Origin of the sequence: Mycobacterium barrassiae, from assembly GCF_025822765.1 — a bacterium.
Classification (GTDB): domain Bacteria; phylum Actinomycetota; class Actinomycetes; order Mycobacteriales; family Mycobacteriaceae; genus Mycobacterium; species Mycobacterium barrassiae.
The window spans coordinates 23,532-37,725 of record NZ_JACKUK010000029.1; the positions used below are offsets into that span (position 1 = coordinate 23,532).

Below are 14,194 nucleotides of genomic sequence, written 5' to 3' on the forward strand. Positions count from 1 at the left end.
GCCTCATCGGTTCAGGACCCACGCGAATAGCCCGACCAGGTATGCCAGCACCGGAATCAGTGATGCGTCGACGCCGGACGCCAGGAACCCGACCAGACGGCGCATCGGCAACGAGTAGGTGTCCGGCGAGGCGACCCTCGGAACCAGCGCCGCGAACACGAACACCGCCGTCAGCGCCGCCAGCGCTGCCAACGCCCACCACGCTGCGGTATAGCGGCCTTCCGCCGCGAACGCGGCGAGGAACGCGGTCGCCATCAGGAACGGCTGTCCCAGCAGCCACGCCTTGCACGGGGCGGAGTCCCACACCCGTGCCCGCAGCACGGCGCCCAGTGCGACCGCACCGACGACATACCACGCCCAGTGCGAAACCCCGGGCGGTCCCGCAAGTAGCAGCGCACCCGTCGTCGCCAGCAGCACCCCGCCCGCGATGAAGCCGGTCTGGTGTGAATCGCTGATCCGCACACGTCGCGGCAGGTCCTCGAGCACCTTCAGCGACGGTGGCGGCGGCGTCGGATCGCCGGGTGCGGGAATGACCGGCACCGGCAGCCGTGCCCAGGCCGCCGACAACTGTGCGGCCTGGACCGTCACCACGAGCGCCAGCACGATCAGAATCGAGGCGATGACAACGGTGTTCAACTGCCAGATCGCGGCAGCACCCGCAGTCACCAGCGCACCGACCCCGACAACCGTGACCGCCGTGAACACAGCGATCGCCCGCTCCCCTACCGTGATGCTGACGATCGCCCATGCGGTGACGCCTGCCGCGGCGAGCAACACCGCAGACGAGGACGGCCCACCGGGAACCGCCATTCCGAGTGCCGCGGCGATCGGCACGAGCGCCGCAATCGACAACGCGGTGGCCAGCTTCGGCGAACGGCCCCAGGAGATCATGGTGGCGAGGATGGTCAGCAGCGCGATGCCGCACGCCGCGAAGAGCCCGCCGTAGCCGGCGGTCGCCATGCGGTGCACGGTGGCGAACGCGGTGCCGATCAGGATCAGGCCGACGACGGCGAGGGTGGCGCCGCGCTGAATGTGGCCGACACCCCATGGCTTTTCTCTCGCCGCCGAGAAGATGACGGCCGCATCGCCGATGTCCTCCACGATCCGCGGCGCGGGCGGTCCGGCCGGAAGCGGTTGCAGGGCAAGCAGATCGCCGTCGACGACGCCCACGGTGTTCAGTGTGGCGTCGAGACTGAACGGCGCGCCACCGATGGGCGCGAGCGAAAGCGGCAGCAGTGCGGCGTCGTCGGTGTCGACGGCGTCGTTCTCATCGGCGGCCAGCGCCATCCGTCGCACCGCGGGCAGGATCTCCCGTAGCGGAAGCTCGGTCGGCAGCGCCATATCGGTGACACGGCCACCGCCGGGTTCGTCCAGGCTGCCCGCGGCGAGCACTGCGACGCGAACGATGGGCATTGCCGCGGTGGCGGTACTGCCGTTCAACTGACTGTCTGACGCCATTTGAGGTGTTCCATTCTCTGGTCCGAGTCGAAATCTCGGGTCAACTTCTGGTCGGGGAACCACGGCCCGTCGGGCAGCGTGGCGGTGAGGCGCTCGATCGCGGTGGCGATGGCCAGGGGTGTGCCGGAGGTGAAGGTCGATACCCACTCCCCGTCAAAGGCTTTCGACGGTGAGACGAGCACCCGGCCCTCGCGGGTGTCGACGACGCTGACTCCGACGTCCGTGCTGACGCGGTGACCGTCACGGTGGTCACCGGCGACGATCTCCACATAGCTGCGGTCGGACGAATACGCCGCGGCCACGACCGCGCGTGCCGACGCAGGGATGCCGAGGAACTCGAGCACATCGTCGAGAGCCGCGCCGTCGCGTAACCGTTCGTCGGCACGTGCGCCGACCTGTGCGGGGATGGTGAACTCCTCGAATCGGGCAGGCGAGCGCCCGGACAGGCCCGCCGTCAGGATGGGCACCAGCGCCTGTGGATCCCCGACATCCAATGCGGTGAACGTGACCAGGCCGCCGCTTCGCAGCGCGACCGTGAGCTCGTCGGCGCGATCGTCACTTCGCGCGACATACCCGCGCAGCATCTTTCCCGATCCTCTGACGAATCGGAGCTCGAGCCAGCGCCGTGCCCGGCATGTCGCGGTGATCCATTGGCGAACAGCGGGATCGATGGCCCCGTCCTCGGTCATCACCCCCAGTTCTGTCAGCTCGTCGGACAGCCTGACCGTGAACGCCGCGCGCTCGGCGTGATCGCTGTACGGCGGCGTGATGGCGAGCACCCAGGGAAAGTTGCCTGCGCCCAACGCATCAGCGACGAACCAGGCCTGCTCCGCGTTCAGCTCGACTGCGTTAGCGGCCACCGATATTCAGCCACCCCATTTGGCGCCTTCGGCCGCATCGCGGGCGCTCATCGACATGGTGTTGGTCTCGTGGGTGGCGGCCATCGCGCGGTACGCCCGCACAAGCTCCTCGAGGCTGGTGTTCCATTGCGCCTGCCACGCTTGGTAACTCATGCCGGTGTCGCCCTGCCAGGCGCCCGCCAGCGCGGCCTGCTCGCTGGCGATGTCCGCGCCGACGCCGTGCATGGCACCCGCGTAGCCTGCCATCTCGCCGGCATGCCCCAGCATCGCGGGGTAGTTGTACATGATCTGCGACATCAGGTTTCCTCTCGTCGAATTTCAGATCGTCAGGCTCAGATAGCGGTGTAGGTGCTTGCCGCGGCGGCGTCCTGGGCCACGTAAGTGGCTGCGGCATCGCCGATATTGGCCTGCGCGATGTCGAGCAGGGCGTTGACCTTGGCGGAGACCTCGATGAACCGGGCGTGTGCCGCCTGGAACGCGGCGGAGGAGTCGCCCATGTGGAAGGCCTGCGCCGACTGCGCGGCCTGCTCGGCCTGAGCCATGGTGCTGCGCATCAGGGCCGCCTTCGCGGAGAACGCGGCCTCGGACGAGACCAGCTGCGGGATGTGAGCGTCCAGCATGCTCATGGGTTTTCCTTTCGATCCTTGGTCTGACGTGGACGGTGTGGGTCAGATGGTCTGTTCAGTCGCGTGCTCCCCCCTCGTTGTCCCAGTCGCTGGGCAACATGGGCTCTTTTGGCCCACCGCCGAACGAATCGCCCGCGAGGTCGGTCAACCCGGTGGCCTGATCTGTCTCCGATTTCGTTGCGGCGCCAGTGAAACCGACGGATCCGGCACCCCGCTCGGAGGCGCGCATGCGCGGCCGCGGCTCCTCGGTCGGAGCGTCCTCGGGATCGAGCTCGTAGTCCATGTACGCATCCGCATACTGGCGTTCGTGGATCGGCTGCGTACGTTTGCGACGGGCCTTGCGCTTGGCCACCGATGATGCGGCGGCTGCTGCGGCGGCGGAGGCCGCGATGTCGGACGCCGGAGCCTTGGCCGCGGTTCCCTCCCGGAACGTCGGCGATAGCCCGCCGTCCGGGCCTGGGGGGCCGACCGCATACGGCACCGCAGCGCCCACACCGGGTGCCGGCGCAGCGCTCGCAGGCGCGGAGCCCGCGCTGACCGACGGTGACGGCGCAGCAGTTCCAGTGGGCACGGTGGGGGCCACCGACGCTACCGGCGGCAGAGTCTCTGCCCGCGCCAATGGGGCAGGCCGCACCGGGGCGGGAGCGGGGGCGGGGGCGGGCTCGGGCGCAGGCACCTCCGCGGGGACTTCCTGTTTCGGTATCAGCGCGGCGATCATCAGCGGCAGGAAGATCGGGGCGCTGAAGATCAGCGACCACGTGGTCCATCCGAGGGGCTGGGTGATCGCCTGGTACGCGATGAAGAACAGCAGCAGCCCCGACGACGGGTTGAACAGCCACCCGAAGAAACTGTTCATGAAGTCGCTGAGCAACTGCAGTGCGTTGCTGAAGAACTGCCGCGCGAAATTCAGGATCGACTCGAAGAAGTCCTCGAAGAACTGCACTAACCGCTGCAGGAAATCCGAGATCGAATCGGCGGCGTTTCGCACCGCACTGGAATCTGCGGCGGTCAACAGCGCGGCCGACTGCTGGGCGTCCGCCGCGGCCGAACCGGCCTCTCCGACACCGGGAACAAGCATGAACGGCGCAGGAGTTGTCGTGGGCGTGGCGGCCACCGCGGCGCCGGACACCGCCTGGTACACACTCATCGTCGTGGCTGCCTGGATCCACATGCGCACGTAGTCGGCTTCGTTCAAGGCGATCGGAATCGTGTTGATTCCGAGGAAGTTCGTGCCGACCAGCACGGCGTGCATCGCGTGATTGAGCGCCAGCTGGGGCAGCGTTGGCATCGCCGCGAGCGCCGTCGTGTAGGCGGCCGCCGCGGTGCTGTGCTGTGCCGCGGTCGCCGTCGCGTTGGCACTCGCCTGCGCGAGCCACGCCAAGTACGGGGCGTGCGCAGCCACGTATTGCTCGGCGCTCGGACCTTCCCACGCTCCGCCCTGCACCGATCCCAGGATTCCGGTCAACTCCGCTGCGGCAGAGGCATACTCGGCGGCCAGCGACTGCCACGCCCCCGCGGCAGCCAACAGCGGGCCCGGACCTGGGCCACTGCTGAGCATCGCCGAATGCACCTCCGGCGGGAGGGCCATCCAGATGGGGGCGGTCATGGTCAGCTACCGGCGATCAGGTAGGACGAGGCGGCCATCGCGTCTCCGGTGGCATAGCTGGTGCCGGACTCGCCGACGCCGACGCCAGAGCGTCCGAGTTCCTCGACGCCCAGCGCTGCCATCGTGTTGTGTTGTGCCCCATGCGCGCTCATGCTCGCGGCGGTTTGCAGCGACACCGCGTCGGCGGCGGGCGGCACGACAGCGGTCACCAGGGGCGCGGCCGCCGCATGCGCGGCGGCCAGACGAGCGGTCAGCGCTTCGACAGCGGCGCTGGCCGCCATCAGGCCCTCCGGAACTACACGCAGGGTCATCAGTTGAACTCCCTTCCTCTGTTTCCGGCGCTGCCGGCGACAGCATCGGCGAACGGGTTCACGAGTTGCAGGAACGTCGGGGCATCGCCGTCGTCGAGCAACATCGCGCGACCGGCGGGCAGCTTGCGGAATCGGTGGCCACGGATCTTGCCGCTGTCCTGCGGGTTGCCGGACAACATGACGATCGAGGCTTGCAGTTCGTTGAGGCGACGCAGCAGCGGCGCGGTCATCAGGGCGTGCGCCGAACCGGTCGCCCGTGCCGTGACGATGACCCGCAGCCCCAGTTCGCTTGCCTGGGAGAGCAATCCGATGATGCCGGTCCACGGCCGTTGCCCGACGTAGGGCCCGCTGACGGCGGGGGCGTCGGGGATCTGATCGACGTCGTCGATGATCAGATAGTGGGTGTGGCCGTCGCCGTTCGACCGGTACGTCCACCCGCTGAGTTCCTGAGGACTCAGGCCGGCGGGTGGGCGCCGCTTCTCCAGCAGGGCCGACAGCCCCAGCATCGCGGGGGTGATCCGGTCGATGTTCGGGGTGTATTCGTTGTCCGGGAACAGCGGTTCGTCGACGAGGTGCAGACGGCGGTCGATGACCGTGAACGCCACGCGGTCCGGAGTCGAATGTTCGCGAATCGTCCGAATCACATGGCGCAACAGCGTCGTCTTGCCGGACTTGGCGTCGCCGAACACCATCAGCAGCGGGTTGTCGTCGAAGCCCACCGACACCGCGGCGAGGTCCTCCTCGCGTTGGCCGATGACGACCCGCTCCGGAGCCGGGTACAGGGGCGCCACCGCGCTCGGAGCCAATTCCAGCGGCAACAACCGCACCGGCGGCGCCGTGACGCCCTGGTGGCGTGCGTTGATGACGGCGATGTCGCGCAGCGACGGCTCCGCGAAGAGGAAGTGCTCGGCCGCCATCGTCAGACCGCGGCCCGGCTGATCGGCGGGCACCGCCTCGGCGGGCCTGCGCAGTGCGCCGGTCACCCGCACGTTGCTGTCCCGCGCATCCGCCAGCTTGAGCTCGAGCCGCAGCCCCAGCCCGTCGCGCATCGCCAACGGCACCTCCAGCCAGTTCGGCGTCGTGATCACCACGTGGATGCCATAGGACATGCCGATGTTGACGAGCTCGGTGACCTTGGCCAACAGCGGGTTTCGGGTGTTGAACGTGTCGGTGTTGTCCCGGCTGAACGCGTAGAGGTTGTCGATGACAAGAAAGACATGGGGGTAGATCTCTCCGTCTTCTCCCACGCGGTCACCGTTGCCGGCATGACCGCGGGCCTGCCGGGCCCGCAGCAGCTGCTCGAGTTCACCGAACGTGCGCCGGATGCGCTCCGGTTCCAGCGGCGACGCGACGCTGCCGACGTGCGCGAGGTCTGCCAGGGCGCGCAGCTGTCCGCCGCCGTAGTCCAGGCAGTAGAAGGTGACATCGCGGGGTGAGTGCAGCGCGGCCGCCGACAGAATGAATGTCTGCAGCGCCGTCGTCTTGCCCGACTTCGGTCCGCCGTGAATGAGCACATTGGCCGCGGCGGAGGTGGCATCGAAGATCAGCGGATCGCGCCGCATCGCGAATGGGCGGTCGATCTCGCCAAGCGGCCACTGCCACTGGCGCTCGGGCACATCGGCGCGGGCCAGCAACTCGTCGAGCGCCACCGGCTCGTCCAGCGGAGGGAGCCACAGTTCGGGTGCTTTCGGACCATAGTGCTGAAGCTGATCACCGATCGTGGCGACGAGCTTGCGCGGCGGGCGGTCCTCGTGCGCGGCCGGCTCGACGGCCGCGACCGTATCGGCAGGCGCCTCGACATGCCCGGCGGTGAACAGCTGGGGAACCGGAACCGCCTGCACGACAACCGACTTCTCCACCCGCGGCGGGTCGTAGATGCCGTCCACGTAGGTGCTGCGGAACTTGACCGGCATGGCCCCCGGAGTGGGCACCAGATAACCCTCACCCTTGTGTTCGGGGCCGGCCTCGATGTGGAAGGCGTCCTCGACACCGATGATCTGGCGGCTGACGGCCGGACTGGCCACCTTGAGCCCGATCCGGTAGGAGGTGTTCTTGTCGATGTCCTTGATGCGGCCGACATCGAGAGTCTGCGACGCGAACAGGATGTGGATGCGGAACGACCGGCCCTTGCGCGCCACGTAATCGAAGAGGTCGGCGTACTCGGGATGGTCGGCCAACATCAGGGAGAACTCATCGGCGACGACGAGCAGCGTCGGCAACGGCGGCAGATCGTGGCCGGCAGCGATCGCGGCCTCGTACTCGAGCACCGAGTTGAATGCGCTGCCCTGCACCCGGCGGCCCGCCTCCATCAGCAGCTGCTCGCGACGCGCCACCTCACCGCGCAAGGTGTCGGCGAAACGATCCGCGAGCGAACGCTTCTCGGCCATGTTCGAGATGACCGCGACGACCTGGGGGAAGTCACGGAAGATGTCGGCTCCAGCTTCACCCTTGAAGTCGGCGTAGATGACGATGAGCCGGTCGGCCGAGTGAGTGGTCAAGAGCGACAACAGGATCGACATCAGCGTCTGCGACTTACCGGAACCGGTCATGCCGATCATCAGGCCGTGGGGCCCCATCCCGCCTTCGGCCTCGTCCTTGAGGTCGAAGACCAGCGGCTCGCCGGTGGACGTCACGCCGATGGGCACGCGCAGCTCGTCGGCGCGTGCCCGCGGCCCCCACAGACTCGCCACATCCAGCGCCGCGGCATCCGGGATGCCCAGCAACGTCGAGAAGGTGGCCACGCCCGCATTGCTCGAGCGGGCATGGGTGGGGTTCGAATCCCAGCGCGACAGCCTGCGCGCGATGTGGCGGGCGGTCGCGGCATCGAGCCGATCGGCGTTGTCGACATACGGTGCCCAGTCGCCGTTCCAGCGCTCGAGCTTTCGGTCGGCGACACGCAGGATCGGTCGTTCCGGGTCGGCGTACTGATCGCGGCGCGGCGGCTCGGCGATGCGGTGCACCAGCGTCACGCCGGCCAGCCCTGCGCGCGGCACCAGCGCGTTCGGATCGGCGTCGGGATCGTCGACGACGATCAGCAGATGTTTGGCACTGACGTCCTCGGCCGCGCCGAACGGCGCGCGGTCATCGAGGACGGGGTCCAGCACCGACCGCAGTTGCGCAACGTCACCGGCGAGGTAGCGGGCCGGGCCCGCGCCGTCGACTGAACCGGGGATGTCGTTGTGCGGCAGCCACTTCAACCATGACCAGTCGTCGCTCTCGAAATCCGGTGACACCAAGGCGACCCCGAGCACGGCGGGGTCGTGCCAGGTGACCGCCTGGCTGATCCACGCGCGCAACGCGCCGCGGACGTCGTCGGGCTCGCCGAGGACGGTGATCCGCGAGACTTTGGCGAGGTCGATACCCGACGGCACCGCACGCACAGTGCGCTGCACGTCGAGCAGTCCACGCAGCGTGGTGTGCGACACGGGCTCGAGGTCAACCTCGTCGGCGCTGTCCTTCACCCGCAAGGTGGCGTTCAGGGGCGCGTCGTGCAAACCCGTGCGCACCACCAGGAAGTCGCTGTCGTGGGGGTCGCGCTCCCACTGCCTGCGCGTTCCCGGCACCTCGACCAGCAGCGCCGGATCCGGATGCGACCATTCCAGGGCCGCGCGCTGCTCGGCCGCGTGAGCGCGGACGTTGTCCCGCACGACCGACAGGTAGCGCAGGTAGTCGGCCCGCTCGGCGTCGACCTCCTCGGTGCGCATCTTGTTGTCGGTGCCGCGGTACAGCGCGGTCGCGGCCAGCAGCAGCACGAACGGGAAGAACAGCGTCGTCGGTGAGATCAACCGCATACCAGTGGCGACCAGGGCCACGATCATGCCGACGATCAGGATGACGATCAGATAGGGCAGCACGCGCCGCAGCAGGGACGGCGGCACCAACCGGGGCAACTCGGGTGGCGGTTCGACGGTGATGGTGCCCCTGCGCGGGGTCGGCGGCGCGATGCGGCGACGCGCTTCGAAGATGAGCCGGCTCACGATGGGGTCTCCCTAACAACTGCGGGTCTTGGGTCGGCGGCAAGCCCGTCGTGGGCCAGCAGGGCGTCGGCACGGGACAGCGTCGGGCCCTGGGCGAACTGGCTCAGCATCGACCACGGTATGGGTAGCGGCGGCGGCGTGAGGCCAAGCGCTGCAATCGTTTTCGGATCGCCATCGGTGTCGAGGCCGTAGCGCACGCCGGTGTCGCTGATCCAGAAGTGCGCCCCACCGACCGGTTCGGCGCCGCCACCGTCCTGGCCGACGGACTGCACCAGATAGCCGCGGCCCGGGGTCAGCACAACGCGGTCGGCGGTGGAGCCGGATCCGGCGCCGACGAGGTCGACGGTGCGAAGCTGGTCGGACACGGGAAGTGTGACGCCGGACCGCAATTGTAGGGTTCCGGCTGTCGCGTCGGCAGGTCGTGTCCACTGCGCACACGTCAGCGGCGCGTCGGCCGGGTCGACGATCGTGACCCGTTCGCTCGGGTAGGCGTCGTCATCGAGGACGTCTGCCACCGGCAGGCGGGCGATGTCGTCGGCCCCCAGCCGGGGCGGCTGGTTGAGTCCGAACGAATCTGTATTGCGAAGTATCGCGGCGACCACCGGCGAAATGGGTTGCAGCCCTTCTTGAAGCACCGCATAGTGCCGCAGGGCGTTGTCGGTGTCGAACGATGTCACGACCGCCCCGACTGGCGCAGGAACGGGCATCGGGTAGCTCGTCGGCTCACCCGCGCCGCGGATGGCCGGCGCACTGAGCGCGGGACCTTCGGGGATCGCGTTGAACAGTCCCGCGGCGATAGGGCGACCGGTCGGCACGTTCGGCCCGAGACCCAGCGCGGACGTGACGGCACGGTCGTCGAGGTCGATCGAACTGCGTCTGCCGTCCCACAGCAGCCACGTACCCGCGTTCGGTCCCGTCTCGTTGGCCACCAATATGGCCTCGTTGCCGGGCAGCGCCGCGGCGCGTTCACCGCCGTCGGTGAGCGGCGCGGCGATAAGCGTCACCCCCGTCGCCGGTCCCGAGACTCCGTCGCAAATCGTCCAGTCGGCATCACGAGTCGTGTTCTGCACCATGCGTTCTGGTGCGCCCGGGATGCCGATCAGGTTGCCCCGCGGGAACTGGTCGATCTCACTGGTCTTCACCGTGGTGGGATTGTCGGGCCGTCCGGCGATGAGGCGCGCCGACGTCAGGTTCAACACCGGGTGCAGCTGGTCGCCGAGGCGGACGTACAGCGCCGATGTGGTGCGGTCCGCCAGGATCGCGTCGTTGCCTGCCACCCCGCCGGGCCTGATCAGAGAAAAGACGAAGCAGCCCGCAAGGCCGGTGATGAGCACGAGGGCGCCGACCAGCACGGCGCGAGACTGGGTCCGCAGCGGATCGACGAGCATGCGGGTGTCGTGCAGCGCGACACCGGATGCGATGCGCCGCATGATGAATCGCCAGCCCGATACCTGGTGGCGCGTGACGAACCCGCGACGATAGGCGACGCGCTCGGGATTCTCGTTGACCGGGGTGCGGGAGGTGAACTCCCGGCGATCCTGATTGTCGGGGTTGGTCATTCGGGCACCGTCAAGCCGAGGCCGCGAAGCAGCGGGATGGCGGATCGGGTGACGTCCTCATCGGTGATTGTCATCAGCTCGTCGTCAGTGAATTCTTCTGTGTCGGAATGGTCGAGGCGGAACTCGCGCTCCTCCTCGGAGCGCTCCACCAGGTTGCGGACGAAGCGTCCGTTACCGGCGATGTCGAGGCTGCGCCTCTCCACGCCGTTGGCGTCGGGGGTGGTGACGGATGCCAGCTGACCGAACAGCGACTCCATGTGTGCCAGGGCCGCCGGCTCGAAGACGCTGTCCCGCTTCTCGGCCATGCGCGTGGCGATCTCCACCAGTTCGTGCGGTGAGTAGGACGGAAAGTCGATGCTGCGAGTGAACCGCGAGCGCAGGCCCTCGTTGGTGTCGAGGAACGCGTCGAGGTCCTTGCGGTAGCCCGCGACGATGACGACCAATCGCTCACGGTCGTTCTCCATGCGGGCCAGCAGGGTGTCGATCGCGACGAGGCCGAAATCGTTCTTCGCACCGGTCGATACGAGCGCGTAGGCCTCGTCGAGGAACAGCACGCCGTCGAGGGCGCTGTCGATGATGCTGTTGGTCTTCGCCTCGGTCTCGCCGATGTGCTGGCCGATCAGGTCCGCGCGGTGCACCTCGCGCACCGTCTCCTTCTTGAGAATGCCCAGCCCGCAATAGATCTTGGCGACCACGCGCGCGATCGTCGTCTTGCCGGTGCCGGGCGGCCCGGCGAACACCAGATGGTTGGTGCGGTTGGCGACGGTCAGCCCGCGCTCCTGGCGGCGGATCGCCATCGCGACCGAACTCTTCAGCCGGGCCACCTGGTACTTGACCTCGTCCAGGCCGATGAATTCGGCGAGTTCGGCCTCGGCCTCGATGAGCAGGTGGGCCTTGCGCTCCTTGGCGCCGGGGTCGACGAACTCGGTTTCGCTCGGCTCGGTTTCGGGATCCCATGGGTCAGAACGGGCTTCGATCCGCGCGGCGTTCGTCGGCACGATGCCGTACGACGGATCCGAGATCGCCGTCTCGACCTCTTCGTTTTCGGGATTGGCGGCGTAGAGCTCGGCCAGCACATCGGCGGCGTCCAGGTCTTCGCCCTGCGCCCGCAGCGACAGCGCCCTCACCAGGCCGCCGTCCACCGCCGCGACATCGACGGGCCCCGACGGGTCCTCGAGGTAGGACAACGCGGGGGCGAACATCCCCAACCTGGCCAGCGCGGTGCCCAGTGCGATGCGCACGGCGTGGGCGTACGGCTTGTCCAGCTTGGGGTCGTTGACGATCGGCGTGAGCAGCCGCACGACGTCCGACCACCGTGCGGTGCGGTAGTACATGGCGACCCGCACCCACCGCGCCTCGAGCCAGCTCGGCCGCCGCGCGATGAGCGGGCCGACGAGTTCGTCGGCAGCCGCCCACTTACCGGCGTCGCAGAGGGTGACCGCGTAGGCCAGTGCGAAGTCGTCGGGCGTCGACGCGGCGAACTTGAGATAGAGCCCGGTGTCGTAGTCGAACGTCAGGTCTCCGTCGGAGAGCTCGATCTGACGCTGCAGCACACCGGCTGTGCTCACCGTCCGCCAGATGCTTTCGATCACCCGTGCGCTGGCATCGCCGGCAGCGGCCAGACCCGTCCAAGCGTCGCACTGCTCGCGAGCGATGCGGGTGAGCTCGGCGAATCCGGTCCGCGCCGCCGCGAGATCCGGGGGCCGGCGCCGGTCGTGCACCACCAATCCCAGTGCCCGGCAAGATGTCGCGAAACGAGTCAGAACGTCGTTGTCGACGCGGGAGCCCGCAGCTAAGTCCGTTGATAAAGGCACGCGCGAATGTCTCCCCAGAAAGTTATGGCAGCCTAACCTTCGCTGAAGTTAGCATTGCGTAACTTAACTGTCGAGACTCACGTACCGAAGTGCTGAAGCACTCCTCTCATCGTTTGATCGCGCTGATCAAACTGATCGTCGAGGTCATCGTGCCGGCCTCGGAGTCAGGTCCGGGCACGGGGCGGCCCTGCGCCCTCAGGTACTCCGGTAGCGGCGTGGCATCGGCCTGCCAACCGCGGGCACCAAACCATTGGGCGGCCGGCTCGTACTGCTCGTTATAGACAAGTTGGAAGAACGGGCCGCCGTTGGAGGAGTTCTCGTCGGCGCGCTCTGCTTCCCGTTTGGCGGCGAACACTGCGGCGTCCATCGGAACGGCCTCCTCGAGCGCAGCGTGGCTGCCCGGCGCCGATAGTGCGTCGATGCCAGAGAACAGCTGAACCTGCGCGGTCGCAGGCAAATAGATCAGCAACCCCTCGACGATCCAGGCAGATGGAGACGTGGGGTCAAAGCCACGATCGAGAAGCGCCCGCGGCCAGTCGTCGCGCAGGTCGACGGCGACTTCGCGACGCTGCGCGGTGGGTCGGCAGCCCGCCAGGGCATCGCGCTTGAAGTCCAGCACCTGCGGCTGATCCAGTTCGAACACGACGGTGCCGACAGGCCAGTCCAGGCGGTACGCACGTGAGTCCAGACCGGCGGCGAGCAGGACGATCTGGCGCACGCCCGCTGCGGCGGCCTCGAGGAAGTACGTGTCGAAATACTTGGTCCGCACACCCTGGAAGTTCACGAAGTCGGTGCCGAATTCGGATTTCAGCGCGTGGTCAGGGGCGGCGCCGTCGAGCAGGTCGGCCCACCGACCGCCCACGACACGACAGAAGATCTCGGCGAACGGGTCGACGGCGACGGGGTCGGGTTTCTGCGCCTCCAGCGCTCGCGCCGCGGCGACGAACAACGCCGTCGACCCAACGCTCGTCGTGATGTCCCAGGTGTCGTGATCGGTACGCATGTACCCGTTTTTACGCCACCAATCTGACAGGTACCTGAGTCGTGAGGTGAGAGGGCTCAGACAAGCGGCCGACCGGTGCGCATCCGCCAGTCGAGGTCCTTCAGCATCCAGTTGAACGGGAACCGCCTCATGAACCGCGGGAGGAAATTGTTGATCCTGCCCACGATGCCCATCACGCGATTGAACCGGCGCTGTTTGTCGGCATCCCAGGGCAACCGCATCTCATCCCGGAACCGTTGCGGCAGAAAGCCGGTCGTGATGAAGAGGTTGAAAGCATCGATGCGCCGCTGGATGGGAGGAGGAAGCGTCGCTTTACCGACTCGTCCGGCGGCGATCGGCCACAGGTATTCGCGGACGGCATCGTCGATGTGAACCTTCTCCAGCGACTGTTGCCAGTACTCGTCGAAGGCCTTGCGATCGGCGGGCCACATATCCGCGGGAACCTGCAGTGTGGTGCCGAGTGCCGCGCCGTCGCGGTAGTGGGCGTCGGCCAGCTCGTCATCCATCTCACCGACGAAGATGCGGTAGACGTCGACGAACCCCTTGTACAAGCAGGCCGCCACCCACAGCTGAAGTTCCTTGTCGAAGGCGTTGTACTCCACCGGATCGCCCGGCCGTGAATACACCTCGGCATGCGATTTGTTGACCGCACGCCGATAGGCCTTCTTCTGCTCGTCGGTACCCGAGAGCGCCACGGCGAGATAGGTGAACGTCGTCCGCGCCCGCTTGATCGGATGGCGGTCCGCACGTCCGCTCTCGACGCGGCTGTCCTTGACGCCGTAGCCGACCCCTGGCCGGGAGAGCTCCATGATCACGTTGGCCGGACCCGACAGCAGCCCGATGCCAGCGGCGTCGTCGGCTCGGTACATCCACCGAGGCGCGCGCCTGCCGCCCGGCAATGGCGGATCGTTGATCCCCCGGCCGACGTGGTCGATCACCACAGTGCTCGTCATCGTCACCCTCTTCTTCACAAATGTGAG

11 protein-coding genes are annotated in these 14,194 nt (G+C 67.8%); all 11 read right to left on the minus strand.

Annotated elements, in window-relative coordinates:
- Positions 1-3 precede the first annotated feature (3 nt).
- A complete protein-coding gene (gene eccD / locus H7J93_RS19765) occupies positions 4-1,458 on the minus strand; it encodes a type VII secretion integral membrane protein EccD (RefSeq protein ID WP_276022189.1) in 1,455 nt (484 codons plus the stop codon).
- Positions 1,437-2,318 (minus strand): ESX secretion-associated protein EspG, encoded by an 882-nt coding sequence (locus H7J93_RS19770; protein ID WP_267308009.1) that lies wholly within the window; start codon positions 2,316-2,318, stop codon positions 1,437-1,439. The genes eccD and H7J93_RS19770 overlap by 22 nt, the downstream gene beginning before the upstream one ends.
- Before the next feature lie 6 nt (positions 2,319-2,324).
- On the minus strand, positions 2,325-2,615 hold the full coding sequence (locus H7J93_RS19775; protein WP_267308010.1) for a WXG100 family type VII secretion target: 291 nt from the start codon (positions 2,613-2,615) through the stop codon (positions 2,325-2,327).
- 35 nt (positions 2,616-2,650) lie between these two features.
- Positions 2,651-2,944, minus strand: a complete 294-nt coding sequence (locus H7J93_RS19780) for a type VII secretion protein EsxS (protein ID WP_267308011.1) — start codon at positions 2,942-2,944, stop codon at positions 2,651-2,653.
- A gap of 55 nt (positions 2,945-2,999) precedes the next feature.
- Positions 3,000-4,550, minus strand: a complete 1,551-nt coding sequence (locus H7J93_RS19785) for a PPE family protein (RefSeq protein WP_267308012.1) — start codon at positions 4,548-4,550, stop codon at positions 3,000-3,002.
- Between the two features lie 2 nt (positions 4,551-4,552).
- The gene (locus H7J93_RS19790) at positions 4,553-4,861 is read right to left on the minus strand and encodes a PE family protein (RefSeq protein ID WP_267308013.1); all 309 of its coding nucleotides are present in this window, start codon (positions 4,859-4,861) and stop codon (positions 4,553-4,555) included.
- On the minus strand, positions 4,861-8,838 hold the full coding sequence (gene eccCa, locus H7J93_RS19795; RefSeq protein WP_267308014.1) for a type VII secretion protein EccCa: 3,978 nt from the start codon (positions 8,836-8,838) through the stop codon (positions 4,861-4,863). Before eccCa ends, H7J93_RS19790 begins: the two co-directional genes overlap by 1 nt.
- Positions 8,835-10,397 carry a type VII secretion protein EccB gene (eccB, locus tag H7J93_RS19800; RefSeq protein WP_267308015.1) on the minus strand — a complete coding sequence of 521 codons (1,563 nt, stop codon included), beginning with the start codon at positions 10,395-10,397 and terminating at the stop codon, positions 8,835-8,837. The genes eccCa and eccB overlap by 4 nt, the downstream gene beginning before the upstream one ends.
- On the minus strand, positions 10,394-12,211 hold the full coding sequence (gene eccA, locus H7J93_RS19805) for a type VII secretion AAA-ATPase EccA (protein ID WP_267308016.1): 1,818 nt from the start codon (positions 12,209-12,211) through the stop codon (positions 10,394-10,396). The genes eccB and eccA overlap by 4 nt, the downstream gene beginning before the upstream one ends.
- 106 nt (positions 12,212-12,317) lie before the next feature.
- Positions 12,318-13,214 carry a class I SAM-dependent methyltransferase gene (locus H7J93_RS19810; RefSeq protein WP_267308017.1) on the minus strand — a complete coding sequence of 299 codons (897 nt, stop codon included), beginning with the start codon at positions 13,212-13,214 and terminating at the stop codon, positions 12,318-12,320.
- A gap of 56 nt (positions 13,215-13,270) precedes the next feature.
- On the minus strand, positions 13,271-14,167 hold the full coding sequence (locus tag H7J93_RS19815) for an oxygenase MpaB family protein (protein ID WP_267308018.1): 897 nt from the start codon (positions 14,165-14,167) through the stop codon (positions 13,271-13,273).
- Between the last annotated feature and the right edge of the window lie 27 nt (positions 14,168-14,194).